This window comes from Halorhodospira sp. 9622 (assembly GCF_022228025.1).
GTDB classification, from domain to species: domain Bacteria; phylum Pseudomonadota; class Gammaproteobacteria; order Nitrococcales; family Halorhodospiraceae; genus Halorhodospira; species Halorhodospira halophila_A.
Map to the genome: position 1 here is coordinate 20,588 of NZ_JAJNRE010000018.1, position 26,880 is coordinate 47,467.

General features: G+C 67.2%; 23 protein-coding genes. 18 read left to right on the forward strand and 5 right to left on the reverse strand.

What is annotated here, in order from left to right:
• Positions 1-16 precede the first annotated feature (16 nt).
• From kaiC to aspS, 3 genes are all read left to right on the forward strand, one after another.
• Positions 17-1,486, forward strand: coding sequence for a circadian clock protein KaiC (gene kaiC, locus LRG07_RS10290; protein ID WP_201241700.1), 1,470 nt, complete (start codon positions 17-19; stop codon positions 1,484-1,486).
• Between the two features lie 5 nt (positions 1,487-1,491).
• On the forward strand, positions 1,492-1,764 hold the full coding sequence (locus tag LRG07_RS10295) for a circadian clock KaiB family protein (protein WP_207189707.1): 273 nt from the start codon (positions 1,492-1,494) through the stop codon (positions 1,762-1,764).
• A 95-nt stretch (positions 1,765-1,859) separates the two neighbouring features.
• Entirely contained in the window at positions 1,860-3,644 is a 1,785-nt protein-coding gene (gene aspS / locus LRG07_RS10300; RefSeq protein WP_201173024.1) for an aspartate--tRNA ligase, read from the forward strand.
• A gap of 15 nt (positions 3,645-3,659) precedes the next feature.
• Here aspS and LRG07_RS10305 read toward each other — a convergent pair whose 3' ends face one another.
• The gene (locus LRG07_RS10305) at positions 3,660-4,865 is read right to left on the reverse strand and encodes a UbiH/UbiF/VisC/COQ6 family ubiquinone biosynthesis hydroxylase (protein WP_238642286.1); all 1,206 of its coding nucleotides are present in this window, start codon (positions 4,863-4,865) and stop codon (positions 3,660-3,662) included.
• Between the two features lie 338 nt (positions 4,866-5,203).
• Between LRG07_RS10305 and LRG07_RS10310 the strand changes: the two genes are divergently transcribed.
• The 5 genes from LRG07_RS10310 to LRG07_RS10330 all read left to right on the forward strand — a co-directional run bounded on the left by LRG07_RS10310 (position 5,204) and on the right by LRG07_RS10330 (position 10,642).
• Entirely contained in the window at positions 5,204-5,707 is a 504-nt protein-coding gene (locus LRG07_RS10310; protein WP_238633700.1) for a hypothetical protein, read from the forward strand.
• A gap of 79 nt (positions 5,708-5,786) precedes the next feature.
• Complete coding sequence (locus LRG07_RS10315) at positions 5,787-6,245, forward strand: Rrf2 family transcriptional regulator (RefSeq protein WP_201241704.1); 459 nt, start codon at positions 5,787-5,789, stop codon at positions 6,243-6,245.
• A gap of 124 nt (positions 6,246-6,369) precedes the next feature.
• Positions 6,370-7,665, forward strand: coding sequence for a hydroxylamine reductase (gene hcp / locus LRG07_RS10320; protein ID WP_201173012.1), 1,296 nt, complete (start codon positions 6,370-6,372; stop codon positions 7,663-7,665).
• 276 nt (positions 7,666-7,941) lie between these two features.
• Positions 7,942-10,074 (forward strand): TonB-dependent siderophore receptor, encoded by a 2,133-nt coding sequence (locus tag LRG07_RS10325; RefSeq protein WP_238642287.1) that lies wholly within the window; start codon positions 7,942-7,944, stop codon positions 10,072-10,074.
• A 16-nt stretch (positions 10,075-10,090) separates the two neighbouring features.
• Positions 10,091-10,642: a hypothetical protein gene (locus tag LRG07_RS10330; protein ID WP_238642288.1), complete on the forward strand. Its 552-nt coding sequence runs from the start codon at positions 10,091-10,093 to the stop codon at positions 10,640-10,642.
• A 14-nt stretch (positions 10,643-10,656) separates the two neighbouring features.
• Here the strand turns inward: LRG07_RS10330 and LRG07_RS10335 are convergent, their stop codons facing one another.
• Positions 10,657-12,201 carry a deoxyribodipyrimidine photo-lyase gene (locus LRG07_RS10335; protein ID WP_238642289.1) on the reverse strand — a complete coding sequence of 515 codons (1,545 nt, stop codon included), beginning with the start codon at positions 12,199-12,201 and terminating at the stop codon, positions 10,657-10,659.
• Between the two features lie 73 nt (positions 12,202-12,274).
• The gene (locus LRG07_RS10340) at positions 12,275-12,865 is read right to left on the reverse strand and encodes a cyclopropane-fatty-acyl-phospholipid synthase family protein (protein WP_238642290.1); all 591 of its coding nucleotides are present in this window, start codon (positions 12,863-12,865) and stop codon (positions 12,275-12,277) included.
• 128 nt (positions 12,866-12,993) lie between these two features.
• Between LRG07_RS10340 and LRG07_RS10345 the strand changes: the two genes are divergently transcribed.
• Positions 12,994-13,275 (forward strand): hypothetical protein, encoded by a 282-nt coding sequence (locus LRG07_RS10345; RefSeq protein WP_238642291.1) that lies wholly within the window; start codon positions 12,994-12,996, stop codon positions 13,273-13,275.
• Positions 13,276-13,421: 146 nt separating this feature from the next.
• Positions 13,422-16,865: a pyruvate carboxylase gene (gene pyc, locus LRG07_RS10350; protein WP_238642292.1), complete on the forward strand. Its 3,444-nt coding sequence runs from the start codon at positions 13,422-13,424 to the stop codon at positions 16,863-16,865.
• An 18-nt stretch (positions 16,866-16,883) separates the two neighbouring features.
• On the opposite strand, the gene LRG07_RS10355 is transcribed toward pyc, so the two are convergent.
• Positions 16,884-18,188 (reverse strand): NAD(P)/FAD-dependent oxidoreductase, encoded by a 1,305-nt coding sequence (locus LRG07_RS10355; protein WP_238642293.1) that lies wholly within the window; start codon positions 18,186-18,188, stop codon positions 16,884-16,886.
• An 8-nt stretch (positions 18,189-18,196) separates the two neighbouring features.
• Positions 18,197-18,514, reverse strand: coding sequence for a c-type cytochrome (locus LRG07_RS10360; protein WP_201243074.1), 318 nt, complete (start codon positions 18,512-18,514; stop codon positions 18,197-18,199).
• A 390-nt stretch (positions 18,515-18,904) separates the two neighbouring features.
• Here LRG07_RS10360 and LRG07_RS10365 point away from each other — a divergent pair, with 390 nt between their 5' ends.
• From LRG07_RS10365 to LRG07_RS10400, 8 genes are all read left to right on the forward strand, one after another.
• A complete protein-coding gene (locus LRG07_RS10365) occupies positions 18,905-19,768 on the forward strand; it encodes a response regulator transcription factor (RefSeq protein WP_238642294.1) in 864 nt (287 codons plus the stop codon).
• A 165-nt stretch (positions 19,769-19,933) separates the two neighbouring features.
• On the forward strand, positions 19,934-20,674 hold the full coding sequence (locus LRG07_RS10370) for a response regulator transcription factor (RefSeq protein ID WP_238642295.1): 741 nt from the start codon (positions 19,934-19,936) through the stop codon (positions 20,672-20,674).
• Between the two features lie 197 nt (positions 20,675-20,871).
• Positions 20,872-21,522: a hypothetical protein gene (locus LRG07_RS10375; RefSeq protein WP_238642296.1), complete on the forward strand. Its 651-nt coding sequence runs from the start codon at positions 20,872-20,874 to the stop codon at positions 21,520-21,522.
• Between the two features lie 82 nt (positions 21,523-21,604).
• Positions 21,605-23,332 carry a hypothetical protein gene (locus LRG07_RS10380; RefSeq protein WP_238642297.1) on the forward strand — a complete coding sequence of 576 codons (1,728 nt, stop codon included), beginning with the start codon at positions 21,605-21,607 and terminating at the stop codon, positions 23,330-23,332.
• The gene (locus tag LRG07_RS10385; protein WP_238642298.1) at positions 23,329-23,997 is read left to right on the forward strand and encodes a hypothetical protein; all 669 of its coding nucleotides are present in this window, start codon (positions 23,329-23,331) and stop codon (positions 23,995-23,997) included. Before LRG07_RS10380 ends, LRG07_RS10385 begins: the two co-directional genes overlap by 4 nt.
• A 111-nt stretch (positions 23,998-24,108) precedes the next feature.
• Positions 24,109-24,696, forward strand: coding sequence for a hypothetical protein (locus LRG07_RS10390; RefSeq protein WP_238642299.1), 588 nt, complete (start codon positions 24,109-24,111; stop codon positions 24,694-24,696).
• Between the two features lie 74 nt (positions 24,697-24,770).
• Positions 24,771-26,444: a secretin and TonB N-terminal domain-containing protein gene (locus LRG07_RS10395; protein ID WP_238633663.1), complete on the forward strand. Its 1,674-nt coding sequence runs from the start codon at positions 24,771-24,773 to the stop codon at positions 26,442-26,444.
• A complete protein-coding gene (locus tag LRG07_RS10400; protein WP_201168191.1) occupies positions 26,441-26,839 on the forward strand; it encodes a hypothetical protein in 399 nt (132 codons plus the stop codon). Before LRG07_RS10395 ends, LRG07_RS10400 begins: the two co-directional genes overlap by 4 nt.
• Positions 26,840-26,880 lie beyond the last annotated feature (41 nt).

A 26,880-nucleotide genomic window follows, 5' to 3' on the forward strand; every position in this document is an offset into this window, starting at 1 on the left:
CACCTCGGAGCAAGGCATGGCACAAGGCAGCACCTCCGCGAGCGAACGCGCCCGGCGCAGCAGCGCCGCCCGGCGCGGGGCGCAGACCGCGGCCACTGGCATTCAGGGTCTGGACTTCATCCTCGACGGCGGGCTACCCGAGGGGCAGCCGACGTTGCTGCGCGGCGGCCCGGGGGCCGGCAAGACGGCGATTGCGCTGACCTTCTTCTGCCACGGGCTGGAGCAGGGCGAGCCATCGGTGCTGGCCACCTTCGACGAGTCGCCGGAAGCCCTTACGCGCCACGCCCACGCGCTCGGCTTCCCGCTGGACGAGCACCTGGCGGCGGGGCGGGGGCGCATCCTCGACATGCGCCCCGATCGCTCCGAGTTGGTCTCCGGCGGTGAGGTCGAGCTGACGGCGCTGCTCGCGCGCATCGGCTACGCCCTGGACGCCCTCGGCGCACGGCGGCTGGTGGTGGACGCCATCGACGGCATGGACGAGAGCTTCGCCCCGGGCAACAGCCTGCGCGCGGAATTGACCCGGGTGTTTGACTGGATCCGCGAGCGCGACGCCACCACCCTGATCACCTCCGGCGAACACTCCGGCTTCAGCGAGCGCTTCGGGCTGGAGGATTACATTGCCGACTGCGTCATCCTCCTGCGCCAGGAGGTGCGCTACCGGCGCATGACCCGCCTGCTGCGCATCCTCAAGCGCCGCGGTGGCGGACACGGCACCAACGAGTTCCCCTTCCTCCTCGATCACGAAGGGGTGTTCCTGTCCCCGATCACCGGTACGCGGCTCGAGGCCCGGCCCTCCTCGGAGCGGCACACCACCGGCGTCGAGGGCCTCGACGCCATGCTCGGGGGCGGCGGCCCGTACCGCGGCTCGGCGGTGATGGTCTCGGGGCAGTCGGGCACCGGCAAGACGAGCTTCGCCGCAGCCTTCGCCGCCGCCGCGTGCCGGGCCGGCGACTCCGTGCTCTACCTCAGCTTCGAGGAGGCCACCGAGGAGCTGCTGCGCAATCAGCGCAGTGTGGGCCTGGATCTGGCGTCGTGCATCGATAGCGGCCGGCTGGTGCTGGAGCCGCTGCTGGCGGTGGAACTGGGCTGGGAGGAACACCTGCTGCGGGTGATGCGCTCGGTGCAGGGGCAGACCCCGGGCGTGGTGGTCCTCGACCCGGCCAGCGCGCTGGGCGATCCCCACGACGACCGCCAGGGCAAGGAGATGCTGCTGCGCCTGTTCTACATGCTCAAGCGCGAGGGCGTGACCGTCCTGGCTACGGAACTGCTGCCCGACTACAGTGATGGTGTCAGCAACATGGATGTCTCCTCCATTATCGACGTCTGGATCAAATTGCGCCGCGACGAGCGTGACGGCAGGTTGTGCAGGCTGCTGAATGTCGTTAAGGCGCGCGGTCTGCCGACCTCGGACCGGGTTCTGGAGTACTACCTGTCCGGAGACGGCGTGCACGTGGCCAATGGTGCCGAGACGGGGGGAGCGTCGTGAGCGAGATGGTCCTGCGGCTCTACATCGCCGGGCGGACGCCGGCGGCGGAACGAGCCATCCGCAACCTTGAACGCATCATCCGGGAGGCCTACGGCGACGACGCCTCCTGTGACCTGGAAGTCATCGATATCCTCGAGCGCCCCCAGCTGGCCGAGGACGAGCGCATCCTGGCCACTCCGGTGGTCATCAAGAAGCTGCCGCCCCCCGTGCGCCGGGTGGTCGGCGACCTCTCCGAACGAGAAAAGGTGCTCATCGGGCTCGACCTCAAGGAGGGCTGAGCGTCCCGCCGCGTTGCGACCCGTTTGCTTGCACCCCCCGGGGGGCGTGCTTACCATTGCCCCCCTTTGGCCCGACCACCAATCCGGAAAAAACCATGCGTAGTCACTACTGCGGCGAGATCTGCGAAACCCACCTGGACACTGAAGTCACGCTCTGCGGCTGGGTGCACCGGCGGCGGGACCACGGCGGCATCATCTTCATCGATCTGCGCGATCGGGCCGGCCTGGTGCAGGTGGTGGTCGATCCCGACACCGAGGCGGCGTTCGCTGCCGCCGACCGCGCTCGCAACGAGTACGTCCTGCGCATCACCGGCCGCGTCCGGCACCGCCCGGAGGGCACCGAGAACCCGGACCTGCACTCCGGCCGGGTCGAGGTCCTGGGCCAGGCGGTGGAGGTGCTCAACACCGCCAAGACCCCGCCGTTCCAGCTCGACGAGCACGAGCAGGTGGGCGAGGACGTGCGCCTGCGCCACCGCTACGTGGATCTGCGCCGTCCCGAGATGCAGCAGCGACTGCAGCTGCGCGCCCGGGTGAGTTCGGTGATCCGTCGCCACCTGGAGGACGAGGGCTTTCTCGACATCGAGACGCCGATGCTGACGCGGGCCACCCCCGAGGGCGCGCGCGACTACTTGGTGCCCAGCCGCACCCACACCGGCCGCTTCTTCGCGCTGCCGCAGTCGCCGCAGCTGTTCAAGCAGCTGCTGATGATGGCCGGCTTCGACCGCTACTACCAGATCGTGCGCTGCTTCCGTGACGAGGACCTGCGCGCCGACCGCCAGCCGGAGTTCACCCAGCTCGACATGGAGGCCGCCTTCGTCGACGAAGAGGCCGTCATGGGGGTCACCGAGCGGATGCTCCGCCAGCTCTTCCGCCAGGTCCTCGGCGTCGAGCTGCCCGATCCCTTCCCGCGCATGCGCTATGCCGAGGCCATGGACCGCTTCGGTTCCGACAAGCCGGATCTGCGCATCCCGCTCGAACTGATCGAGGTGGCCGACCTGGTCCGCGACGTGGACTTCAAGGTCTTCTCGGCGCCGGCGCAGGATCCGCGCGGCCGCGTGGCGGCCCTGCGCGTACCCGGCGGGGGGGCGCTGACCCGCAAGCAGATCGACGATTACACCGAGTTCGTCGGCCGTTACGGCGCCAAGGGGCTGGCCTACATCAAGGTCAACGACCCGGGCCAGGGCGTGGAGGGGCTGCAGTCGCCCATCGTCAAGTTCCTCACCGAGGACGCCGTACAGGGTATCCTCGAGCGCACCGGCGCCCAGGCGGGCGATGTGGTCTTCTTCGGGGCCGACCGGGCCAGCGTCGTCAACGACGCCCTCGGCGCGCTGCGAGTGCGTATCGGCCACGACATGGAACTGGTCGAGGACGCCTGGCGCCCGCTGTGGGTGGTCGATTTCCCGATGTTCGAGTACGACGAGAAGGACGGGCGTCTCTACTCCCTGCACCACCCGTTCACCGCACCGTGTGTCCAGGACCCGGCCGAGCTGCAGCAACAGGACGCCGAGGCGCTGGTCTCGCGGGCGTACGACTGCGTGCTCAACGGCGTCGAGCTCGGCGGCGGCTCGATCCGTATCCACGACCCGCAGATGCAGCAAGCGGTCTTTGGGCTTCTGGGTATCGGCGAGGAAGAGGCCCGTTCCAAGTTCGGCTTCCTGCTCGACGCCCTGCAGTACGGCTGCCCGCCCCACGGCGGGATCGCTTTCGGCATGGACCGGCTGGTCATGCTCATGGCCGGCGCCGACTCGATCCGTGAGGTCATGGCCTTCCCCAAGACCCAGACCGCCACCTGCATGCTCACCGAGGCGCCGGCCGAGGTGGGCGAGGCGCAGCTGCGCGAGCTGGGCATCCGCCTGCGGCGGGTCAGCGGCTCCGAGTAGCCGCCCGGCGCCGCGTCAGCCGGCCCACCGGCCGTGGCTGGCGTAGCGCAGGGCGAGGCGCTTGGCCGGCCCGGCGTGGTCGGCCAGGCGCAGCCCAAAGCGGCGCAGAGAGGCCAGGCGCCGGCACGGGGCGCCGAAGAGCCCGTGGATGGCCGTCATCGCCGACTGCATCAGTTGGTTGTCCTGGCGTCGCTCGCGGGCGTAGGCGCTGAGCACCCGCGGGTCGTCCGGTGCGTAGCCCGCCTCGACCGCTGCCGACACGTGGCGGGCCAATGCCCGGGCGTCCCGCAGCCCCAGGTTGACGCCCTGGCCGGCCAGCGGGTGGATGGTGTGCGCGGCATCCCCGATCAGGACCAGGCCCGGCGCCTGGTAGCAGTGGGCGTGCTGCGCCCGGATCGGGAAGTTGGCCCGCTGCACCACCGACTCGATCCCGCCGAGTTCGGCCGGGAAGGCCGCCTCGATGCTCTGGCCCAGCTGCTCCGGCGCCAGCTCGGCGAGTTGTCGAGCCCGGTCCGGGGTGGTGTACCACACCAGCGAAGCCCGCGAGCCGAGCAGTGGCAGGAAGGCTTGCGGTCCCTCGGGCAGGAAACGCTGCCAGGTGATGTCCTGCTGTCCCGGCCGGGTGGTCACCTCGGCGACGACTGCGTGCTGGCGATAGTCGCGGACCGTCACCGGGATCCCCGCCGACTGGCGCAGCCGTGACTGCGCACCGTCGGCGGCGATGACCAGGTTGCCGTGGACCCGGCGGCCGTCATCGAGGCGCACCGTGGCGCCGAAGGGGGCCGGCTCCAGGCGGCTGGTCTCGTTCGGGCAGTACCGGTGGACCGTGCCGGCGTGCTCGAGCACCGACCAGAGCGCGTCCTGGACCAGGTCGTTCTCCACGATGTGCCCGAGGTGATCGGTGTCGGGGCCGAGCACCCCGGCGGTGAAGGTCAGCCGGGCCGGGCTGTCATCGTCCCAGACCTGCAGCCGCCGGTAGGGGCAGGCGCGGGTGGTGCGGATTGCGTGCCAGGCCCCGAGCTCATCGAGGTAGTGCTCCGAGCCGAGGTTCAGTGCCGAGACCCGGAGGCGGTAGGGGGTGCCGGCGTCGACGGGCTTGGGGCCGGTGGTCTCGATCAGTCCCACCCGCCAGCCGCGGCCGGCGAAGTCGGCGGCCACGGCGGCGCCCACCATGCCACCGCCGACGACCACCACATCGTGGCAAAGCCGGGGCGTGTTCACCTGCGACCTCCCGCATCATGGTACCCAGCCTGCAATGTAGCCCAGCGCGCGCACGCTGTCAGGCGCGTCCGCCGCGGCGACCGCATTCCGCGGGCTGCCCGAGCGGGTGTCAAAAAAACCGACGAATGGCCGCTCGCGTCTTTATCCGGGCCGGGCGGTGGGGGGGCGCGCCAGGCCGCGGCTCAGCCGTCTGTCTGGAAATCTTACAAATCCAGCTCAAGGGCCGGGCATTGCGGCGCGGAGCGCCCGCCGGGCAACGCCTGCAGCGCATTGGCACGGAACCTGCTCAAGCAAGGGAACCTGCACTGGAGCAGTCACCCACACGGAGCAACCCTGCCATGTCGGCGATCCGGACCCCGCGAGAACTCGATACCCTTTGCACCTGCCTGACCAGCGAGGCGCAGTTCCAGAGCATGCAGATGATCCTGGCGCTCAACGCCTCGCCCGGGGCGCTCGCCGCCGAGCGGGCGGCGGTGGTCCGGCTGATCGATTTCGCTGAGCATGTCCAGTGTCGGCTCGACGAGGCGCGCCAGGCCACGCCGCTCGACCCCCGCGGGGCGGTCGCCGCCCTGCTGATGGAGACCCGGGAGCGGCTGCAGCGTAACCACCAGGGACTGGTGGCTGCACGCAAGGTCGTGCTGGTGGACCCCCAGCTGGCGTGGCCGGCCCGCAAGCGGTGGTTCGAGGAGATCGTGCGGGCCGAGACCGAGCACGAGGTCCTCGTTGCTATGCTCGACGGCGTGCTCTATCTGGTGCGGGACCACGACGCCGGCGTCTCGGTGGCCACCGCCCCGGACGGCGCCGACTGGCAGCAGGCGCAGGCGGTCCTGGCACGCTTCTGAGGGTGCGCGCCCGGCACGGCGAACGCGGGGCGATGGCGGTATAGGTATACTGGGTGGGTTCGATCAAGGACCCATCGCCATGGAGCTGACCTACTACACCGACTATGCCCTGCGCGTGCTCCTCTACGCCGGCGCCCAGGGCGCGAGGCGCGTGACCATGCGCGAGATCGCCGGCGCCTACGGGATCTCTCAGGAGCATCTGCGCAAGGTGGTCCATCGGCTGTCCCGCCACGGCTACCTGCACACCACCCAGGGCCGGTCGGGCGGATTGCAGCTCGCCCGTGAGCCGGCGGAGATCCGCGTCGGCGAGGTGGTGCGCCTGATGGAGGACAGTCTGGAGCTCATCCACTGCGACCGCGGTCCCTGCCCCCTGTGTGGGCACTGCTCGCTCAAACGGGTCCTCAACGGCGCCCGGGACCAATTCATCCAGTACCTGGACGGTTTCACCCTCGAACAGTTGCTTGCCGACCCCGGCACGGCGCAACAGCTGCGGCGCCTGCCCCTCAACGAGACCCCGGCCACCTTCGCCGGGGGCTGATCCACCGCCCGCGGCCGCTCGCCATCGCTGCCGGCCACCGCCGGGCCCCGGTCCCTTGACCGAGGGCAGCCGACTGGGCACTATTCGGTGTACCAAAAATACATCGTTAAGTGAGGGGGTGCTCATGTTCTGCGATCAGTGCGAGCAAGTCCGCCGTCAGGAGGCGTGCAATGTCTCCCCCGGCGTCTGTGGCAAGGATGAGGACTGCCACTCGGCGCAGCAGCTGCTGCTCTACGGCCTCAAGGGGATGGCCGCATACGCCCACCACGCCCGCCGGCTCGGCCGTCACGACCCGGAGGTGGCAGCCTTCATGGAGGAGGCGCTGTTCGCCACCATGACCAACGTCAACTTCGATCTCGAATCGCTGCTCGAGCTCTGCCTGCGCTGCGGGCAGATGAACCTGCGGGTCATGGAGATGCTCGACGCCGCCCATGTCGAGACCTTCGGTCAGCCGCAGCCGGCCACCGTACCCGAGGGTACCCGGGCGGGTCCGGGGATCCTGGTCAGCGGCCACGACCTGCTCGACCTCTACCATCTGCTCCAGCAGGTGGAGGGGACCGACATCCAGGTTTACACCCACGGCGAGATGCTGCCGGCGCACATGTACCCGACGCTCCACCAGCACCCCAACCTGGCCGGTCACTACGGCGGGGCCTGGCAGGAGCAGAAGCGCGAGTTCAAGGCGTTCCCCGGGGCCATCCTGGTTACCACCAACTGTGTCATGCCGCCCGCCGAGCGGTATGCGGAGCGACTGTTCACCACGCGCAGCACGGCGGTCAGCGGCGGCCAGCGCATCACCGACGGCGACTTCACCCCGGTGATCGAGGCGGCGCGTCGCTGCGCGCCCTGTGACGAGGCGATCACGGGCGAATCCACCGTCGGTTTCCACCACACCGTCCTGCTGGAGAACGCCGGCACGCTGCTCGAGGCCTACCAGAACGGTCAGATCAGCCAGTTCTACCTGATCGGCGGCTGCGATGGCGCCCACCGCAGCCGGAATTACTTCAACGACTATGCGGCGGCCACCCCGGCGGACAGCTTCGTGCTGACCCTCGGCTGCGGCAAATTCCGCATCCGCGACCAGTCGTTCGGTACCCACCTGGGCTTCCCGCGGCTGCTCGACATGGGCCAGTGCAACGACGCCTACGGCGCCATCCAGGTGGCTCTGGGCCTGGCCCGGGCGCTCGATTGCAACGTCAACGACCTGCCGCTGACCCTGGTTATCAGCTGGTTCGAGCAAAAGGCGGTGGCGGTGCTGCTGACACTGCTCAGCCTTGACGTGCGGGGGATCACCCTCGGGCCCAACCCGCCGGCCTTCCTCAGCGACAACCTGTTCCGGGCCCTGGCCGAGCGCTACGACCTGCGACTTACCGGCGACACCCCGCAGCTGGACGCGCAGCAGGCGGCCGCCACGGCCTGAGCTGGCGTCACCACCACCATACAACCAGCCCATCGGCGGCGGAGCCCTGTGGCTCCGCCGTCGCTCCATGCCGGAATCAGCCCGATGCCTTTGAGCGGCTCGCCTGGGCCGTTCGATCCGGCCGCCTAGTTGGGCCGACGCTGGGGCCTGCCATGTGCGGCAGAAAGGCGCACTGCCCTCTTCCGGCCCGGTGATTGCGCTGCATCAATAGCAATGCGAAGCGTTCTCATTTAGATTACGCCCGTATCCTGCAGGCATCCGAGAGAGGGCATCGATATGACCACCTGGAAACCGGGCCGTTCCCTGATCCTATTGGGGATCTTCGGCTTGGCTGTCAGCTCTGGATGGGCGATGGCCGGCTCTGAGCAGGCGCCGGCAAGCGGCGGCGTCGATCCGGCCCACGCCAAGGTTCTGCCCGAGGTGACCGTCACCACGGGCACCCGCAGCGAGCGGGCGCGGGAGCGGAGTCCGAGCAGTGTGGAAGTCATCGACCGTGAGCAGATCGAGCGCAGCGGCGGCGCGGATCTCGGTGAGGTCCTGCGCCGCGAGTCGAGCCTGTTCGTCAGCCCCGACGGCACCCAGGCAAGCATCCGCGGGGCGCGGCGCGAGGACAACGTGATCCTCATCGATGGCCGCCGGGTCCTCGGCGAGCCCAGCCGGCGCTACGAGCTCAACCGCATCCCCACGGGGAGCATCGAGCGCATCGAGATCGTCAAGGGGCCGGGCAGCGTGCTCTACGGCGCCGACGCCCTCGGGGGCGTGATCAATGTCATCACCCGCAAGCCGGAACCCGGTCTCCATGGGGACATCGACGTGCAGGCCGGTGCCCGCATGGAGGATGCCGAGGCGGATCGTTACAAGGCCGCCCTCGGTCTGCACGGCGGCGGTCTCGACACCCGCTTCCGGGTCGACGCCCAGGCTACATCCCGGGCGGCATACAGCGAGACCGCCACGGCGCTGCCGGAGGGGCGACGGGGCATTAAGCCCGACGAGTTTGCGGATTACGACGTCCAAGAACGCTATACCATCGACGAAGCTCGCCGGGACGAAGCCGACGTCTACACCCTGGCCGGTACGCTGGAGCACTTCTTCACCGATGACCTGCAGGTTACCCTGCAGGCCGATTACCTGCACGAAGAGCGGGAGCGCGACTACATCAACATCGGACCGACGCAGGTTGATGATGGGAATGACGGCGCGGTGGCGAACATCCCCGCCCGCTGGCTCGATGACAACCAGCGCCTGGGGCTCGCCGCGGCGGCGGACTGGCAGGCCACCGAGACGCTCAACCTCTTCTTCCGCAGCTACCGTAGCGTCTACGAGAAGGAGCGGATCGTCACCAGCGAGCCGTGGACCACGCTGGGCTATTCCGCGGGGGAGCGGCCCAAGGAGCGCGACCGGGACGTGACACTCACGGACTGGCGCCAGGAACTGATCGCCAGCTGGACCCCGGGGCCGGCGCACACCGTGCAACTCGGTGCCGAGCACTGCGACCACGAGTACGAGGACCACCAGCTGGTCAGCGGCAGCGAAACCCGCTGGGATGCCGCCGCCTTCGCGCAGCACGAGTGGGCGGTTACCGACCGGCTGGATCTGGTCTACGGCGCCCGTTACGACGACAGCAGCCTGGACGACGCCGACAATACCGCGGTCGAAGGCGGTATCGTCTATGCCCTCGCGCCGGCGGCGCGGCTGCGGCTTAATTACGCCCAAGGGTACAGTGCGCCTGCAGCGCGTGATCTTTACGCCGACACGGCGCAGCCCTCCGGGAGGCGCCAGCTCGGTGCCGCCGTTGAGACGTCGGAGAAAGCCCCCCACAACCTCGATCCAGAGCGCAGCGAGAGTGTTGAGATCGGTCTCAGCGGCAGTCTCGGGGCCTTGGGCCCGGTGCGCGAGAGCCGCTACGACCTGGCGGTCTTCCACACTATCATCGAGGATCGCATCACCCGTGAACGGCGGGGCGAGCCCTATGTCAGTTTCTACAACCTTGACGACGAGGCACGGATTGGCGGCAGCGAGGGCAGCCTCGAGCTGGCCCTGCCAGCCGGGCTGCGGGTGGATCTGGGGGTGACCTGGCTCGACGCCATCGAGCGTGGCGAGCGACACGAGCTGCCCTACGCCCCGGAGTGGAGCGCCCGGGCGGCCCTGGCCGGCGAGCACGGGGAGCGCTTCGGCTGGCGGGCGCGGGTGCAGTACACCGGCTCCCATGTTGATGAGATCGACCCGGATGACCAGCAGGCGCAGGAGGCCTTCACCCAAGTGGATCTGCAGGGCCATTACCGGCCGCCTGCCTGGGAGCAGGTCCGCCTCTACGCCGGCATCGACAACGTCTTCGATACCAGCAACGATACCTCGCTCTACGCCGATCCGGGTCGCTACGCCCGGCTCGGCCTGCGGGCTAGCTTCTGAGGAGGGCTGCGATACCATGCGCAACCGACTGTCCCGGCGCACGCTTGCAGCGGCCACCGCCGTGGGTCTGATGATGGCCATCGGCGGATTGGCGGCCGACGACCGCAGGGCCATCGAGCTGACCGAGGAGGATCGGACGCACTGCCTGGAGCGGATGCGCCTGTACCTGGAGGTGAGCAACGAGATCCTGCGCGCCACGCTCGAGCCGGATATGGAGGCCGTGCGCAGCCACGCCCTGACCGCGGTGCCACATCGTTACCGGGAGGATGACCTGGCGGATGCCGAGGTACCGGCGCGGGGCGCCGGGGCGGACGGTGAAGGCCGCGGCGAGGCGGGCCAGGGCGGGGGCGGCCAGGGCGGGGCCGGGATGGGGCGTTCCGGCCGCCCGGAGCGGATGGAGGCGGCCACGCCGGAGGCGTATCAGGGCATGATGCACCACCAGCACGAGGCCTTTCAGGAGATCGCCCGCGACGCCCGCGAGGTGGCCGATCCGGCCCGCACCCAGCGGCAGCTGACCGAGCTCCAGGACAACTGCGTGGCCTGCCACAGCGCCTATCGCTTTGAGTGAGGTGCTCCCGTTGATCAGAAGAGCCGGCCCTGGTGGTCGTCCGGTTTCGGGCGCCTTCGGCGGCTGGGGGCGCGGCGGCGGCTGCCGTGGGCCTGCTGGATGGCATCCGCCTCACGATGGGCGGCAGGGTCTCGGCGGATGGCGCGAAAACGCTCGCGGGCGTGCCGGGCGGCCTGCTGGTGATCCACGACCGGCGCCGGGTAGTCACGGCCGATCCAACACCCCGTGGTCCGCTGCACCGAGGTGGGCATATGCCACGGCTCGTGGAGCCAGCGGTCTGCCACGTGGGCCAGCTCCGGCAACCACTGCCGGATGAAGGCGCCCGCAGGGTCCTGCTCCTGGCTCTGCTTGACCGGGTTGTAGATGCGCAGGGTGTTGATCCCCGTCGTCCCGGACTGCATCTGCATCTGGCAGCAGTGGATGCCCACCTCGTAGTCCGTGAATTGTCGCGCCAGAAAGGGCGAGGTCCGTTTCCAGTCCAGCCACAGGTGGTAGCTGGCGAAGGCAACCACCATCGCGCGCATGCGGAAGTTCAGCCAGCCCCGGGCGTTGAGCTGGCGCATGCAGGCATCCACCAGCGGAAACCCGGTGGCGCCGTGGCACCAGGCCTCGAATCGCGCCGGGTCGAACTCTGCCTCGCGGAGCCCGTCGCAGGCGCGCTGCATGTTCTCGTGCTCGAAGCGCGGCTCCGATTCGAGTTTCTGCATGAAGTGGCAATGCCAGTGCAGCCGCTCCTCGAAGCCCTTCAGGGAGCGCAGCCACTGACCGCGCTCAGCGGAGCGGGGTTGCTCGCGCAGCGCCGCGCGTCGGGCACGGGTGGCGTGGACCACCTCGCGCAGGCTCAGCGTGCCGTGGGCCAGGTGCGGGCTCAGGCGCGAGCTGGCCAGCCAGGCCGGACCAGGGCTGGAGATCCCGCCGGAGTAGTGCTCGGCGCGGTTGGAGAGGAAGTCGAAGAGCACGGTGCGTCCCATGCGCCGCCCTCCGGGCTGCACGCGCATCTCGGGTGGCTCCGGGGCGAGCTCCGGCGTTGGCCACTCGGGGATGGGACCGATGTCCAGGCCGGGCAGGGGCGCAATGGCCTGCGGCGCCCTTGCCCGGGATGCGCCCATCAGCGCCTCCCACTGATCCGCCCAGCCGTCACGGGAGCGCAGGCCGCGGACCACCCCGTGCTGTCGGTACTCCAGCCAGGGGATGCCGGCAGCTCTCAGGTAGGCGGCAACGCGGCGGTCGCGGGCGTAGGTCCAGCCGTTACCGGTCTCCTGGTGCGCGTGGACGGCGGCGATGGTGTAGTGCTGCTGCAGCTCCGCCAGTACCTCGCAGAGGTCCCCGCGGCGGACCACCAGCGGCTGGCCGAGGGTGGCCAGCGCCTTGCGAAGATCCTTCAGGCTCGCCCGCACGAAGTGCCACTGCCGAGCGGAGGCATCGGGCTGGCGCCAGAGCTCCGGCTCCACCACGTAAAGAGGCAGGACCGCGCCACGACGTGCGGCCTCGGTGAGCGGGGCGTGATCGTGGATGCGCAGGTCGCGCTTGAACCAGACCAGCTGAATCTCGGTAGCCACGACTCCTCCGCACGGATGTCCTGGGGTGGGGTTGGCCCGGCCGTGCGCCGGCTGCCCGCGATCCCGCTCGACGCTACGGGGCCTGCGCCACTACCTGAACGACGTGGGCCAGGCCGCTGTGGTAGCGCCCCTCCTCGACCCAGCGCTCGATCTCCTGACCGACCAGCAGCTCCAGGCCCGGCAACTCGGCGCGCAGGCCCGCCAGGTCCATCATCATCTCCGCCGTTGGTGGTCCGCCGGTGCCGTAGGCCAGCTGCCGCGGGGTATAGGCCTCGAGCAGGAAGAGGCCTCCGGGGCGCAGCCCGCTTGCGGCGCGTCGATGCACCTCGCGGCGGATGTCGGGGGGCAGGTGGCCGAAGATCGACACGATCCCCGCCCACGCCCCGGGCTCGATGGGGTGGCTGGCCAGATCCGCGTGGACGGTTTCGATCTCCACGCCGCGCTCAGCCGCGAGCCGGCGTGCCTTTTCCAGCCCCACGGCAGAGCCGTCCACCGCGGTAACGGCGTGGCCGCGCTCGGCCAGCCAGACCGCGTTGCGCCCCTCGCCCTCGGCCAGGAAGAGCACCGGGCCGTCGGGGATGCGCCAGGCCTCACTGGCGAAGAACGTGTTTGGCTGCGTGCCGTAGGCGTACTCGTCGGGGTCTGCGTAACGTTCGTCCCACATGCTCGCGCTTGCGCGTTTTCCGGATGTGTTGCTCCGGGACGCTACCCGGGTCGGGGCGCGGCGTCCATCGCGCGGTTAATGAGGGCTCCACGACTCACTCTCCCTCGTGCACTGAGTTACGCCGAGCCGTGGCGGATCAGCCCACCCCCAACATCGAGTGGCGCTGGGTGCCCGTGGCTTACTTGGGCGATCAAGCGCGGGCCGGGGCCATCGACTGGCTCGACGCGGAGCGCCGCCTCGATGATGCCGCGGCGGCTGTGGATGCCAACACGGAAAAGGCACAGGCAGCCCGTATCGCGCAGGTGCCGCGACTGGTCTACGAGGATCCGGATGGGGAGGTGCGCTCCCTAACCGGTGGTGGTCCCCATGAGGTCCGCCAACTCGAGGAACTCGCCGCCGAAATGCCGTAGCGGGGCCCTCAATGGAACTCAAGGACGCCGCGCCCCCCAGCTTCCTGGGGGCGTCCTGGCTCGTCTAACGGCTCCATGAAGGGGCGGACTGCAGAGCTCAGTGCCGTGTAGACTGACGCAATACTCACTGTTTGCACGGGGAATCCATGGCTCTGTTTCACAAAATCCTGATCGCTAATCGCGGCGAGATCGCCATTCGGGTGATGCGTGCGGCGAATGAGCTCGGCAAGCGCACCGTCGCCGTCTACGCCCAGGAGGATAAGCTCGGGCTCCACCGCTTCAAGGCGGACGAGGCCTATCAGATTGGCCAGGGCATGGGGCCGGTCGAGGCCTACCTCTCCATCGACGAGGTCATCCGGGTCGCGAAGATGGCCGGGGCGGACGCCGTTCACCCTGGTTACGGGCTGCTCTCGGAGAACCCTGAGTTAGTCGACGCCTGCGAGCGCGCCGGTATCACCTTTATCGGGCCGCGGGCGGAGACGATGCGCGAGCTTGGGGACAAGGCGAGCGCACGGCGGGTGGCCATCGCTGCCGGTGTTCCGGTGATCCCCGCCTCCGAGGTGCTTGGAGAGGACATGGCGGCCGCCCGGCGCTGGGCGGACGAGATCGGCTACCCGCTGATGCTCAAGGCCTCCTGGGGTGGCGGTGGACGCGGCATGCGACCGATCCACGGCCCCGAAGAGCTGGAAGCGAAAGTCCTGGAGGGGCGGCGCGAGGCGGAAGCGGCCTTCGGCAGTGGCGAAGGGTATCTCGAGAAGGTGATCGAGCGGGCCCGCCACGTCGAGGTGCAGGTGCTGGGCGATACCCACGGCGACCTCTACCACCTCTTCGAGCGCGACTGCACGGTGCAACGGCGCAACCAGAAGGTGGTGGAACGCGCACCGGCGCCGTACCTGACCCCGGAGCAGCGCGCCGAGGTCTGTGAGCTGGGGCTCAAGGTCGCCCGTCATGTGGGTTACCGGAATGCGGGTACGGTCGAGTTCCTCATGGACATGGAGACCGGTGCCTTCCACTTCATTGAGGTCAACCCGCGCATCCAGGTCGAGCACACCGTGACCGAGGAGGTTACGGGGATCGACATCGTCAAGGCGCAGATCCGAATCGCCGAAGGCGAGCACCTGGATACGGCCACGGGCAAGGCCGACCAGGGCGAGATCTGGCTCAACGGTCACGCCATGCAGTGCCGGGTCACCACGGAGGATCCGCAGAACAACTTCATCCCGGACTACGGCCGCATCACGGCCTACCGTTCGGCGACCGGCATGGGGATCCGGCTCGATGGCGGCACGGCCTACGCCGGCGGGGTCATCACCCGCTACTACGACTCGCTGTTGGTGAAGGTAACGGCCTGGGCGCCCACACCGGCGGAGACGATTACGCGGATGGATCGCGCCCTGCGCGAATTCCGCATCCGTGGCGTGTCCACCAACATCCCGTTCGTGGAGAATCTGATCAAGCACCCGGTGTTCCTCGAAAACACCTACACCACGCGCTTTATCGATAACACGCCGGAGCTCTTCGCGTTCGACAAGCGCCGGGACCGGGCCACCCGGCTGCTGACCTATCTGGCCGAGATCACCGTCAACGGTCACCCGGAGGTCCTCGATCGGCCCCGGCCGGCGGCTGGGCTGCCCCTGCCGGTGCCGCCTGCGCCGCGCGGTGAGCCGGTGCCGGGTACCCGCAACCTGCTGGAAGAGCGGGGGCCGCAGGCGGTGGCCGATTGGTTGGCGGGTCGCAAGGAGTTGCTGCTCACCGACACCACCATGCGCGATGCCCACCAGTCGCTGCTGGCAACCCGCATGCGCACCTTCGATATGGCCCGGGTTGCGCCGGCGTATGCGGCCAATCTGCCGCAGCTGTTCAGCGTCGAGTGCTGGGGCGGGGCCACCTTCGATGTCGCCTATCGCTTCCTGCAGGAGTGCCCCTGGCAGCGGCTGCGGCAGATCCGGGAGGCGATGCCGAACGTGATGACGCAGATGCTGCTGCGCGGCTCGAACGGCGTGGGCTACACCAACTATCCGGACAACGTGGTGCGCGCCTTTGTCCACCAGGCCGCTGAGAGCGGCGTCGACGTCTTCCGCGTCTTCGACAGCCTCAACTGGGTCGAGAACATGCGCGAGGCGATGGATGCGGTGCTGGAGAGTGGCAAGGTGTGTGAGGGGACCATCTGCTACACCGGCGATATCCTCGACCCGGGCCGCGCCAAGTACGACCTCAAGTACTACGTGGCGATGGGCAAGGCGTTGCGTGATGCCGGTGCCCACATCCTTGGGGTGAAGGATATGGCCGGGTTGCTCAAGCCGGCGGCGGCGCGGGTGCTGTTCCGGGCGCTCAAGGAGGAGGTGGGGCTGCCGATCCACTTCCACACCCACGACACGAGTGGCATTGCCGGTGCCACCATCCTCGCCGCGGCCGATGCCGGCGTCGATGTGGCCGACGTGGCCATGGATGCCTTCTCGGGCAACACCTCGCAACCGGTCCTGGGCTCCATCGTCGAGGCGCTGCGGCACACGGAGCGGGACACCGGGATCGACATGGCGGATGTCCGTGCGATCTCCAATTACTGGGAGCAGGTGCGGGCCCACTACGCCGCCTTCGAGACCGGCCAGCAGTCACCGTCGTCCGAGGTCTACCTCCACGAGATGCCGGGTGGGCAGTTCACCAACCTCAAGGCGCAGGCCCGCTCGCTGGGGTTGGAGGAGCGCTGGCACGAGGTGGCGCAGGCCTACGCCGACGCGAACGAGATCTTCGGCGACATCGTGAAGGTCACCCCCTCCTCCAAGGTGGTGGGTGATATGGCTCTGATGATGGTGAGCCAGGGCCTGACCCGCGAGCAGGTCGAGGACCCGGCCGTGGAGGTGAGCTTCCCGGATTCGGTCATCGACATGCTGCGCGGCAACCTCGGGCAGCCGCCCGGCGGTTGGCCGCAGGGTATCCAGCAGAAAGTGCTCAAAGGGGAGCAGCCGCTGCAGGATCGCCCCGGCAAGTACCTCGAGCCCCTCGATCTGGAAGCAGCCCGGCAACAGGTCAGCGACGCGCTCGACGGCGCCGCAATCGACGACGAGCACCTCCATGGCTACTTGATGTACCCGAAGGTCTTCACCGAGTACATGCGGCGTCGCGAACGCTTTGGTCCGGTAAGCGCTCTGCCAACGCGCAACTTCTTCTACGGCATGGAGCCGGAGGAGGAGATCAGCGTTGACATCGACCACGGCAAGACCCTGGAGATCCGGCTGATGACCGTCAGCGAGCCGGGTGACGACGGGGAGCGCCGCGTGTTCTTTGAACTCAATGGACAGCCCCGGACCGTTCGTGTGGCGGACAGCAAGGCCAAGGCGAACGTGGTGCAGGCCCCCAAGGCCGAGTCGGGCAATTCCGCCCATGTGGGCGCTCCCACGCCCGGTGTGGTGGTCTCGGTGGCCGCAACACCGGGGCAGCATGTCCAGGCCGGTGATCTGCTGCTGACCATTGAGGCGATGAAGATGGAGATGGCGCTGCAAGCCGAGCGCGATGGCGAGATCAAAGCCGTACACGTTCAGCCCGGCAGCCAGATCGAGGCCAAGGACCTGCTGATCGAGTTCGCAGCCTAGGGGGCAGCCAACAGCCGGTTAGCCGAAGATATCGTCGGTGATGGACTCGTACCACCCGGGCGCGTACATGGCCTCGAGCTCCCGCTGATCCCGGTCGGCATCGAGCGGGCTGAGGCCGCCAGCACCGTCTACGCCGACGATGTCGCCCTCCTGGTGCTCGTAGACGCCGGCCACGGTGATGCCCCAATCCGGCGCGACCAGGCTGTAGCAGGTGTTCACCGTCGGGAAGTCGGGCAGGCTCTCGCCGCGCAGATCGCTGGCGATGGTGGCGGCCACCAGCTTGCCCTGGTTGTTCGCCGCGTGCCCGGACTTGGGCATGGCGCCTGCCACTGCCGCATCGCCGATGACGTAGACATCACTGTAGCGATCCGATTCGAAGGTCTTCTGGTTGACGGGGCACCAGCCGCTGTCATCGGTGAGATCCGCCTGTTGGGCGATGGCTCCGGCCCGCTGCGGCGGGATGAAGTTGATGACGTCTCCGGGGTGGGCCTGGGTGCCACCGTCTGTAAAGATCTTGCGGTCGGTGACGGAGATCCGCTCCGGGGCGCCGCCCTCGGAGCCCGGGATCCACTCGATCATGTCCCCGTACAGCGCCTCCCAACCCTGCTGGAAGAGACTCTGCTTGGAGAACGTGTCTTTGGGGTCGAGACCGAGGACCTTGGAGCGGGGCTTCTCCTGCTGGAGGTAGTAGGCGATGAGCGCCATGCGCTCATACGGACCCGGCGGGCAGCGATACGGCTCGTCGGGCGGGCAGACGATCACGGTCCCGCCATCCTCCAGATCCTTGAGTTGGTGGCGCAGGATCTCGAAGGGGCGCCCACCCTCCCAGGCGTGGGGGATCGTCTCGGTATCTTCCGGCCCCATGCCCTCGACGCGGTCCCAGGCGAACTCGATGCCGGGAGCGACGATAAGCCGGTCGTAGGTCAGGCTGCCGTTTTCCCGGGTTTCGACCGCCTTGCCGGTCGGATCGATCGCCGTGGCGCGATCATGGATGATCTCGACCCCGTGACGGTCGCGCAGATTGCCGTAGCCGTGTCCGAGGCTCTCGAGCTCCCGGAAGCCGCCGAGATACCAGTTCCCGGCGTAGCAGGTGTAGTAACGCTCCTGCGGCTCGACCAGGGTCACGCGGACCCCGGGGGCATAGTGCTTGAGGTACTTGGCCGCGGTGGCCCCGCCCGAGCCGCCGCCGACCACGACGATCCGGGCATCGAGCCGCTCACCGGCACGGGCCGTCCACGGGCCGGCAAGTGGGGCGATTGCAGCAGCGCCGAGCCCTGTCGCGCTCAGCTGCAGGAAGTGGCGGCGAGTGATCTTTGCGCTCATGATGCTCCTCACTCCAGCTCGCTGAGGTACTCGGCGACCTCGCGGATTTCCTCGTCGGTATAGCCGGTGGCGTGCCGATCCATGACCGTCGGATCGCGCTTGCCGTCACGGAATCCTTTCATGAAATCCTCCATGATCTCTGGGTCCCAGCCGGCTATGGGGGGCATGCTCCCGGCTCCCTGGCCATCCTCACCGTGGCAGGCGAAGCAGCTGTTGGCGATGAGCTCCGCCCGGGAGATGGACGAGTCGTCATCGCTCTGGGCTGCGAGGGGTGATCCGGCCAGTACAGCGATCGCGGCGGTCGTGATCAGTCGGCGTCGCTGCATGGTTCCCTCCTTTGTTTCGCTGACGGAAGACGAAACACCAACAGTCTAAATATGCATGGTACAACATGTATATAGTGTATGGCTGGCTGGTCGGATTGAGGGAGGCGTGCTACTGGATGGGGTGGCCGCGCGCTATTTGGGATGAAAGGGCTGGAGCTCGCGGCGCTCGGCATGGACGCGTCGCTGGAGAGCCTCCCCTGGCGTTACCTCGCTACCGAGGACGGTTTTTAGCTGGTTTCGTCGCTGCGTTTCCGGCGGGGCAGGGATCTGAGGCTACTGCTACACTCCGGGTGGTGTTTGTGTTCGGTTAATGTCTCGCTCTACTCGGTCACCAGGGAGCTAACGAATGTCAAGGATGAGGCGCCGGATGTCCGGTATCGGAGGCGAGGCATGACCGACGAACAGGCCAGTGGACAGGCTGGCTGCGGAGAGAACCAGCTGGGCCCGGTCGCGGCAAGCTCGGCGTGCTACGCCGCTGCCGGCGGGGCTCCACTTCGTGGAGATGCACCGACCCACCCCGCACGCCCGGCGCCGGGGCGCTCTGCCGGCAGCGCGCAACTGCCGTCGAAGCGGGTAGCACTCGTGGGCCGCGCCGATATCCAGTCGCGCCTGCTGCGCGAGTTGATTGAGCACAGTGGTGTCTGCCGGGCCGAGTTGATCGAGCCGGCCTCGCTGGACGCGGCCATAGCCGGCGGTGATCGGGATCTGTTCCTGGTTCCGTGGCGCTGCCTTGGAGAAGAGCAGCCGTCGACGTCTACCTGGGAGGCGGCGGGGCTCGCGGCCTGCAGCCGGGTGGCCCTGCTCGATGTCCCGGGTCCGGAGGACGTAGCGCCGCTGCTCGGGTGCCCCGGCCTCGTGGGCGGGTTCACCGCGGACACGTCGCCGGAGATCCTCCTCCGAGGGGTCGATGCCATGCTCGATGGCGAGATCTGGCTGCCGCGCCGCGCGCTCAGCGCCTGGATCGCGGCGGAGCGGTGCCGACCCGCCACAGCGGGGGTGGCATCGGGCGGGGTGCTCGATGCGCTTACAGCCCGCGAGCGTGCGCTGCTTCAGGCGCTCGTGGAAGGGGCGCCGAACAAGACCATCGCCTGCCGGCTCTGCGTCAGTGTCCATACCGTCAAGGCCCAGCTGAACGCGCTCTACCGCAAGCTGCGGGTCGCCAACCGGGTCGAGGCGGCCATCTGGGCGTGCCGCTGGCTGGACGCCCTACCCGAAAGTCGTAGACCAGAGTCGGATCTCCCACCTTTCTACTAGCGCACGCCTGGCCGGAGCCGTCCGTGATCTAGACCCTTGGTCGGTACTTCGGCGCAGCCCCGCGCGCTACCTTGCCTGGTATCCGGGTTCCGACGGGTAACCCGCAAGAACGCCTGCTGGCCAGGTAGTGCACCCGGAGAGGCCATCGCCGAGGAAGGATGCCCTATGCCCGCGTCCGGCAACGATATGGTGTATGAGGTGACCGTCGCGGAGGTCTGCCTGCTCTGTAAGCCGTGGCTGCAGAACCGGCTGCTGGCGGAGCATCTCGACCAACAGTTGCCCCCTGAGTGCCGGATGGCGGATGACGCTCACCTGGAGCATTTCCTCCATGATGGCGCCGCCCGGCTCCTGCTGCTGGACATGGCCTCGAGCGCTCCCGCCCTGGACCGGATCTTCCGGATGGAAGAGGCCGGTGCCCCCGCCGGGGCCGGCCTGGCGCTGCTGAATGTGCCTCCTGGCGTCGAGCTCGGACGCTACCTGGCGTACAGCTGGATCCTGGGCGTCTTCCCGGAGGGTACGGGGCCGGATCAGCTGGTCCGCGGGGTGCAGGCCATGCTCGACGGCGAGCTGTGGTTCCCGCGGGAGGCCTTGAACGAGTATCTGCTGCAGCTGCGCAGGGAGGGCATCACTCCGGCCGCGGCAACCGCTGCGATGCCCGAAGCGGGTGACGCCGCGGAGCGCGCGCGGCTGGATGGGCTCACCGCCAAGGAGCGCGAGGTCCTGGGTGCGCTGGGCGAGGGCGCGACCAACGAGGCCATCGGGCGGGAGCTGGGCATGAGCGTGTGCACGGTCAAGACGCACCTCTACAGCATCTACCGCAAGCTCGGTGTCGCCAACCGGACGGCCGCGGCCCTGATCGGGTGGCGGTACCTGAGTGGGGCGCGGTCAGGGCAGGGGGCGGGATAGTGTCCAGAAGCCGCCTTCCGCGCGGGGTGGAGCGGACTCCTACCAATGGCTATCGAGGTGGCGGATACATCATGGAGCTATGGCCGATTCGCGTAGGGATGCCCCGAGGCTAGTATGCGGCGTGCACGGATTCGTGCGGCCGGGATTCCCTGGATATCCAAGTGTGGGGAATCACAAGACAACGTTAGGGGTGGAATATGACGAAGACCACTTCTGCGGCTCTTGTTGAAAAAATTGCTCAAGAGGGAAAAAAGATGAACAGGAAACTTTCAGTGAGCCTCGTCGCGCTTGCGGCCATGGGATTCGCGGGTGCGGCTTCGGCTTTCGATAATCCGTGGGAAGGTGACGGCGCGGAAGTTAATGTTGAAATCGTCGTAGGCAAGTGGGGCGAAGTGTGGTCCGCCATCGGGACCGGACAGGCGCGTGATGGCGACCCGGCCGTATCGCTGGAAATCACTAACGCTGCGGGCATTATCCCTGCGGGAGGTATCGTCGAAGACACGGTTTACCACGTCGCCAATGTCGACTATGAGGTGCTCGTCGACATCGAAGGGAATATTCCAGACTGGACGATGTTCCATGTTCTCGCCGACATCCAGAATCGAGGGGAGTACAATGGGGTCGGTCAGCACGATCAAGCTATGGCGGAAAAAATCGTAACGTGGCGCCGGGATGATAGCGACTACATTGGGTCGCAACCCGGAAACCCGCAAATTATTCTGAGCGGGACCGCGGGCACCTCGGCTACCTCTACGGAAGTGGATTACGCCGCTGAGGCGCGCCATGGCCTGCCGGAGGTCACGGACGGCCAAGATTTTCAAGTGATCTACACGATCGCAGCCCAGTAAGCGGCTCGATTCTAGTAAAACGAGAAAAGTGCGCGGGAGGGGGAGTGCAACCCCCCTCCCCGCACCTAGGGAGTTGTGCCTCATGCGCCACGGTTTCAGACATATCGGCGGGGCAGTCGTCTGCTCGGTTGTTGCCGTTCTGCTCTTTTTTCCGGCCGCGCCGGTGATGGCACAGGGCTTCAACGTGCAGCCCATGATGTTGGAAGCCGCGCCGCGGCCCGGCCAGACCATCGAACTGCCGCTGAGGCTCAACAACACTTCGCCCACCGGCGATCAGATGATCGAGCTGCGCTTGGTGGAGCTGACCCAGGCGCCCACGGGCAGTTGGTACGTCGTGAACCCCGGCAGCGGGGAGGGGCCACCCCATGATGCCTCGCTCCTCGACTGGGTGAGTCTCGAGGAAGACAGCATCACGGTGCCTGCCGCCGGCCGGGTCGAAACCACGGTTAATGTGAACGTCCCCCGGGATGCGCACGGCGCCTATTTCGGCGCGCTGATTGCCGAGACACCGCGCCCGGCTGATGCGCAGGGGCTGGTGGTGCGCGTGCGCTTCCTGATCCCCATCATCATGCAGACACAGGGCAGGTCGGTGCGGCAGCAGGTGCGGATCGACGATGTGATGATGACCTACGATGTCGATGAAGAGGACCGGCGCGACCCAACCACGCTTGCCAAGCTTTCCATCACCAATCAGGGCCGCACCTACTCACGGGTGCAGGGCCGGATTACTGTCGACCGCGAGAGCAACGATCGCTGGCGGCCTGTCACGCGGATCGATGTCCCCGAGCGCAGCATCATTCCCGGGGTGACGTTTTCCCTGGGCGATGACCTCGAGCGCCGTCTGCCGTCGGGCACCTACCGGCTGCGCGGAGAGCTGCGCGTCGACGGGCGCAGCGCCGATATCCTTGAAAAGGTCGTGGAATTCGAGGGCGACCCGAGTATCGACACGCTTGCCTATGACACCGCGCTCGTGCTTGACCCTGTGATGGTGCAGATGAATGTTTCGCCAGGCGCGACGCGCACGGCCGTTGTCTCCATCGCGAACCCGGGCGAGGATGCCGTTACGGTGCAGATGGCGGCAAGCACGCCGAACGATCTGCGCGGTGTCGCCATGGGCGATCTACGCGGGGATGCCTTTTCGGCTGAGGGCTGGACAGAGATACGGCCGAGCGAGTTTACCCTGCGCCCCAATGGCCAGCGAAATGTGCGCGTGATCAGCCGCATACCGCGGGAAGGACTGGACCATTCGAATTACTACGCCGACCTGATCCTGCAGGGGCGTTATGCCGACGGTCAGAGTGCCGGCGAAACAAGGTCGGTGGCGCATCTTGTTCATAGCGGCGTAGAAACCGCGCCGGAGGGGGCGATCGAGCGGCTGCTGATCGCCGAGGGAGATGAGCCGTCGGAACACATTATTCAAGTCCGCTTCGCCAACCGCGGCGATGTGCATCTCGAGCCTTCTGGCGAAGTTCAGGTCCTGAGCGGCCGTGGCAGCCTGGCCCGCGCGAGGCTGACGGCCGAACCGGGGCCGATTTTGCCCCTTGGGCGGCGCAATTTCGGCGGCAAGCTCGATTTCTCGGAGGTCGAGCCGGGCTATTACGCCCTTCGTGCCTCGCTTGGGTATGGCTTTCAGCTATCTGCTTCGGAGCAGACTTTGATCGAAGTGATCGCAGAGCCCGACGAGAACGGAAGCATGGTTCATCGCGTCCGAGTACTGGATGACGATGCAGATATAGATTTGCCGGATGAAGAAGCATTACCGGAATTAGAAGGCGCGGTCGAGGAGACGGCTCCGGAGGAATCTCAATGAATCGCATACGCAATGGTCTAGCAGTGCAATCGATCATTGGGTGTAAAATGATTAAGATAAAAACCGTGCGCCAAGCCATGCGCTCAAGTTCCGTTAAAATGGTCCCCGGTTGCCTGATGGGTATGTTGACCTGCGCGCCGGCAATGGCCCAGCTTGCAAACCCTTGGGAAGCCGACGGCGCCGAAATTCAGATGGAGCTTTCCGTCGATTCGTTTGTTGAGCTGGAACTGCTGGACTCTGCCCTGCTCCGCTTGAAAATTCCGCCCCCTGCGTCGACTATCCCTGCGGAGGGAGTTGGTTTTAGAGTAATCGGAAACGCTAGCGCAACGGTTACCGCTGAACCGGATGATTTCGTCAAAGTCGATGGCCCGGAGGATTGGCTGGGAAAAGCAACACTTGGATCGGAAGAAATTGGGTACGCGATCGAGCTTCGCTTCCCGCGATTTGGGCAGCCCTCCTCACCGGTCCAGATTTCGACCCTTCCAGGTTTCGAACCAGGTCCGACGACTCCAGGCCTGACGGTCGATTTGACACAAACCGGCTATGAACGGGAAGGGGTCATTCACTTGGAGGCCAATGAAAACTGGACCGTACATGGTGGTATTCCATCCCCTGGGGTGTACACAGGGCACGTGACGATAACGGTTTCCGCCGATGCCTTGTGACGTGGCACGCTCAGCTACGGGGCGGCCCTGTAACCGAGGCTGCAGCAAGTGAGTTGGAGCTTAATCAAGGCGGGGGTGATCAGCGCATTGGTCCTCGCACTGGGTGTACCAATGGCGCAACGTGCCTCAGCTGCGGACGACACCGCCAAGATAAACATATCCATCCGCGTCACTCCCATCGCCCAGCTCGAGCTTCCCGAAGGCACCGTGTTCGAGCTGCACATCCCTAGCCGCGCACAGGGGCTGGAAGGGAGCGGCCCGTTCACGCGCGGGCCTGCGCCGCATCTGGACAGCGCGCAGGTCCCTTTCACCGTGTCCGGCAACGCCCGAGTGACGGTCTCGGCCGCGCCCGGCGCCGTGCTGGATGCACCGCCGGAGGGCCCTGTGGGGCGGGCTTCCGGGACCGGCCCCACGGGAAAGGCGCTCTCCGATACCGGGGCCGAGCTGCCCTATTACCTGTGCATCGAGCTGCCGGAATCCGGAGGACGCGGGCCTTCCTCTGCCGGGTTGGGAAACCCCTGTGGCACGAATCCCGGGCACCAAGCCACTTCGAGGGTGGATACCGCGCAGGGGCCAATATCCGGCGTGGTTCATGTGGTGCCGGGCGTGATGTGGGGGGATGTCGCCTCACGCAGTTTTGACAACCCCGGGATTTACCGCGGCGAGGTGCAGGTGACGATTACCGCCAGGGAAGAGTAAAGACTCTACGGCTTGGAGGGGCAGTGAATTCAGCTTTCAGGGGCGTCGCAGCGACATGCCTCGTGGCGTTATCAATGGTCATCGCTCTGCCACCGACGGCGTCCGCAGACGAGACCCCGACGGTGGACAACGTCTTCTTCCAGACGGATCTGCGCCAGGCGCTTGAAGACATCGCCGCGCAGACCGGCGTGAACATCATCGCCGACCCGAGCGTGAGTGGCATCATCTCGGTCAGTCTCGAGGGCGTCGAGCTGGAGCGGGCGCTGGATCGTGTGCTCGCCGGAACCGGTTTTCGGGTCTCGCGACAGCCGGACTACTATCTCGTGTTCAATCCCGACGCATCGGCGGACTTCTTCACGGATGTTGCGCAGACCCTGCTGATCCGGCTCGACAACCTCACGCCGAACTCGGCGCGGTCCCTGCTCGCCCAGCCCCTGCAGCGTTACGTGCGCGTGGACGAGGCATCCGAGCGCCTCGCAGTCACTGCGCCCACTGACCTCATGGAGCGTATCGTGGCCGACCTGCGCCTTATCGACCAGGGTAACGACAAGGCCACGACATTCGTGGCGCTCGAGTTTATTCGCTCCGAGAATGTGCGCAATCTTTTGCCTGAGAATCTGCAACGTTTCGTCAGAACGGACCCCGGTCGCAATACGATTGCCGTCACCGCTCCGGAAGAAAACCGGACCGAAATCCTGAGAATGATCCGTCGGCTTGATGTGCCCCCGGGCCCTGCATCGACCGAAACGCCGTATATCCACCGCACACGCATCGTCAAGCTGCAGCATGCCCGTGCCAAAAAGACGCTTGCGCTCCTGCCGGCTTCACTCGAGGAATACGTGCGCGCCGATCCGGAGTCGAACACCCTGGCAATCAGCGCGCCGCGCCACCTCGCGGATCGGATCCTTGAGGATATCAATACGATCGATATACCGCGCCAGCATGTGATGCTCGACGCGCGGGTCGTAGTGCTCGAGCGCGGGGATCTGCTCGACTTTGGCGTCAACTGGGACTTCCCCACCGCCACTGCGGGCACGTTCATCGACGACGAGACGAGCCCGAGCTGGCCCTGGGGGCTGCGCATCGGGTTCACGCCGGGGCGTGAGTTCACCAACGCCCTGGCCATGACGCTCAATATGCTGACCCAGAATGAGGAGGCCACCATCGTCTCCACCCCCCAGGTGTTGGCTCAGGACGGCAAGGAGGCGGAGATCAGTGTCGTCACCGAGGAGTGGTTCGAGATAACCACGGATGCGACGACCTTCGCGCGCGCGCAGCTGGAGCAGATCGAGACCGGAACCGTGCTCGCGATCACGCCACAGGTCGGATCGAACGGCGAGCTGACCCTGGACATGGATATCGAGGTCAGCGATGTGGTCGGGCGGGGGGCGTCGAACCTGCCGGTGGTCAGCCGCCGCACTGCGCACAGTACGGTGCAGGTCGAGAACGGGGGGACGGCGGCCGTGGCAGGCTTGGTGGATACGCGCTCGCGGTTTACGCGAACCGGCGTTCCGGGGGTTGGTAGGCTGCCGCTGCTCGGACGCGCCTTCCGCAGTGATCAACTCGACCACGAGGCGCGGCAGGTGGCCGTGTTCGTGACCGCCACCCTCGTCGAGGAGTCGGATCGGTTGTTCAGCGACGGACGCCGCGAGCTGCCGCCGGTAGAGGTTATCGATGAGGACGAGTTCCGGGATGCGCTGGCAGCGGCCCTCAGCCGGCTGGAGACCGGGGCAAGGAGGGACGAATGACCAGGGCAGAGGCGAGCAGTCGGCGTCGGCCGCGCCTGCTGCTGCTTGCGCTTCTAGTCGTCCTGGGATTGAGCGGCTGCGCGACCACAGAGCGGGGCGTGGCCATGAGCCGGGAGGCGGTGACGCCGATCACGGTTGGCCAGGCTACTCCGGTAGGCGCCGATGAGCTGGCGGAGGCGATGCTACGGGCAGGATTCGATCGGGACCAAATCCTTGATATCGGCCCAGCGATACGGAACGCCCTGGCAACATCGGGCGGGGCGCAGGTGCGGGATGACAGTAGCGTGGAGGCGCTTTTCGCGGTTCACTCTGGCCGGCTCTATGTGACGAGCCGCAGTCGGGGCAACTTCATTCAGGAGCTGCCCGGGGCAAGTGCCGCCAACGGCGGCGGTTGATCCTGGGGCGGGGCATCGATGATGGTCTGGTCTTGCGCGCG

Bases quoted from the DNA above. Each gene is read 5' to 3' on its own strand.
- LRG07_RS10355 (WP_238642293.1), bottom strand. From the start codon at position 18,188: ATGAGCGCAAAGATCACTCGCCGCCACTTCCTGCAGCTGAGCGCGACA.
- LRG07_RS10365 (WP_238642294.1), top strand. From the start codon at position 18,905: ATGACCGACGAACAGGCCAGTGGACAGGCTGGCTGCGGAGAGAACCAG.
- LRG07_RS10360 (WP_201243074.1), bottom strand. From the start codon at position 18,514: ATGCAGCGACGCCGACTGATCACGACCGCCGCGATCGCTGTACTGGCC.
- LRG07_RS10310 (WP_238633700.1), top strand. From the start codon at position 5,204: ATGTCGGCGATCCGGACCCCGCGAGAACTCGATACCCTTTGCACCTGC.
- LRG07_RS10400 (WP_201168191.1), top strand. From the start codon at position 26,441: ATGACCAGGGCAGAGGCGAGCAGTCGGCGTCGGCCGCGCCTGCTGCTG.
- LRG07_RS10330 (WP_238642288.1), top strand. From the start codon at position 10,091: ATGCGCAACCGACTGTCCCGGCGCACGCTTGCAGCGGCCACCGCCGTG.
- LRG07_RS10370 (WP_238642295.1), top strand. From the start codon at position 19,934: ATGCCCGCGTCCGGCAACGATATGGTGTATGAGGTGACCGTCGCGGAG.
- LRG07_RS10315 (WP_201241704.1), top strand. From the start codon at position 5,787: ATGGAGCTGACCTACTACACCGACTATGCCCTGCGCGTGCTCCTCTAC.
- LRG07_RS10340 (WP_238642290.1), bottom strand. From the start codon at position 12,865: ATGTGGGACGAACGTTACGCAGACCCCGACGAGTACGCCTACGGCACG.
- LRG07_RS10295 (WP_207189707.1), top strand. From the start codon at position 1,492: ATGGTCCTGCGGCTCTACATCGCCGGGCGGACGCCGGCGGCGGAACGA.
- LRG07_RS10390 (WP_238642299.1), top strand. From the start codon at position 24,109: ATGGCGCAACGTGCCTCAGCTGCGGACGACACCGCCAAGATAAACATA.
- LRG07_RS10380 (WP_238642297.1), top strand. From the start codon at position 21,605: ATGCGCCACGGTTTCAGACATATCGGCGGGGCAGTCGTCTGCTCGGTT.
- pyc (WP_238642292.1), top strand. From the start codon at position 13,422: ATGGCTCTGTTTCACAAAATCCTGATCGCTAATCGCGGCGAGATCGCC.
- LRG07_RS10385 (WP_238642298.1), top strand. From the start codon at position 23,329: ATGAATCGCATACGCAATGGTCTAGCAGTGCAATCGATCATTGGGTGT.
- aspS (WP_201173024.1), top strand. From the start codon at position 1,860: ATGCGTAGTCACTACTGCGGCGAGATCTGCGAAACCCACCTGGACACT.
- LRG07_RS10325 (WP_238642287.1), top strand. From the start codon at position 7,942: ATGACCACCTGGAAACCGGGCCGTTCCCTGATCCTATTGGGGATCTTC.
- kaiC (WP_201241700.1), top strand. From the start codon at position 17: ATGGCACAAGGCAGCACCTCCGCGAGCGAACGCGCCCGGCGCAGCAGC.
- hcp (WP_201173012.1), top strand. From the start codon at position 6,370: ATGTTCTGCGATCAGTGCGAGCAAGTCCGCCGTCAGGAGGCGTGCAAT.
- LRG07_RS10375 (WP_238642296.1), top strand. From the start codon at position 20,872: ATGACGAAGACCACTTCTGCGGCTCTTGTTGAAAAAATTGCTCAAGAG.
- LRG07_RS10395 (WP_238633663.1), top strand. From the start codon at position 24,771: ATGGTCATCGCTCTGCCACCGACGGCGTCCGCAGACGAGACCCCGACG.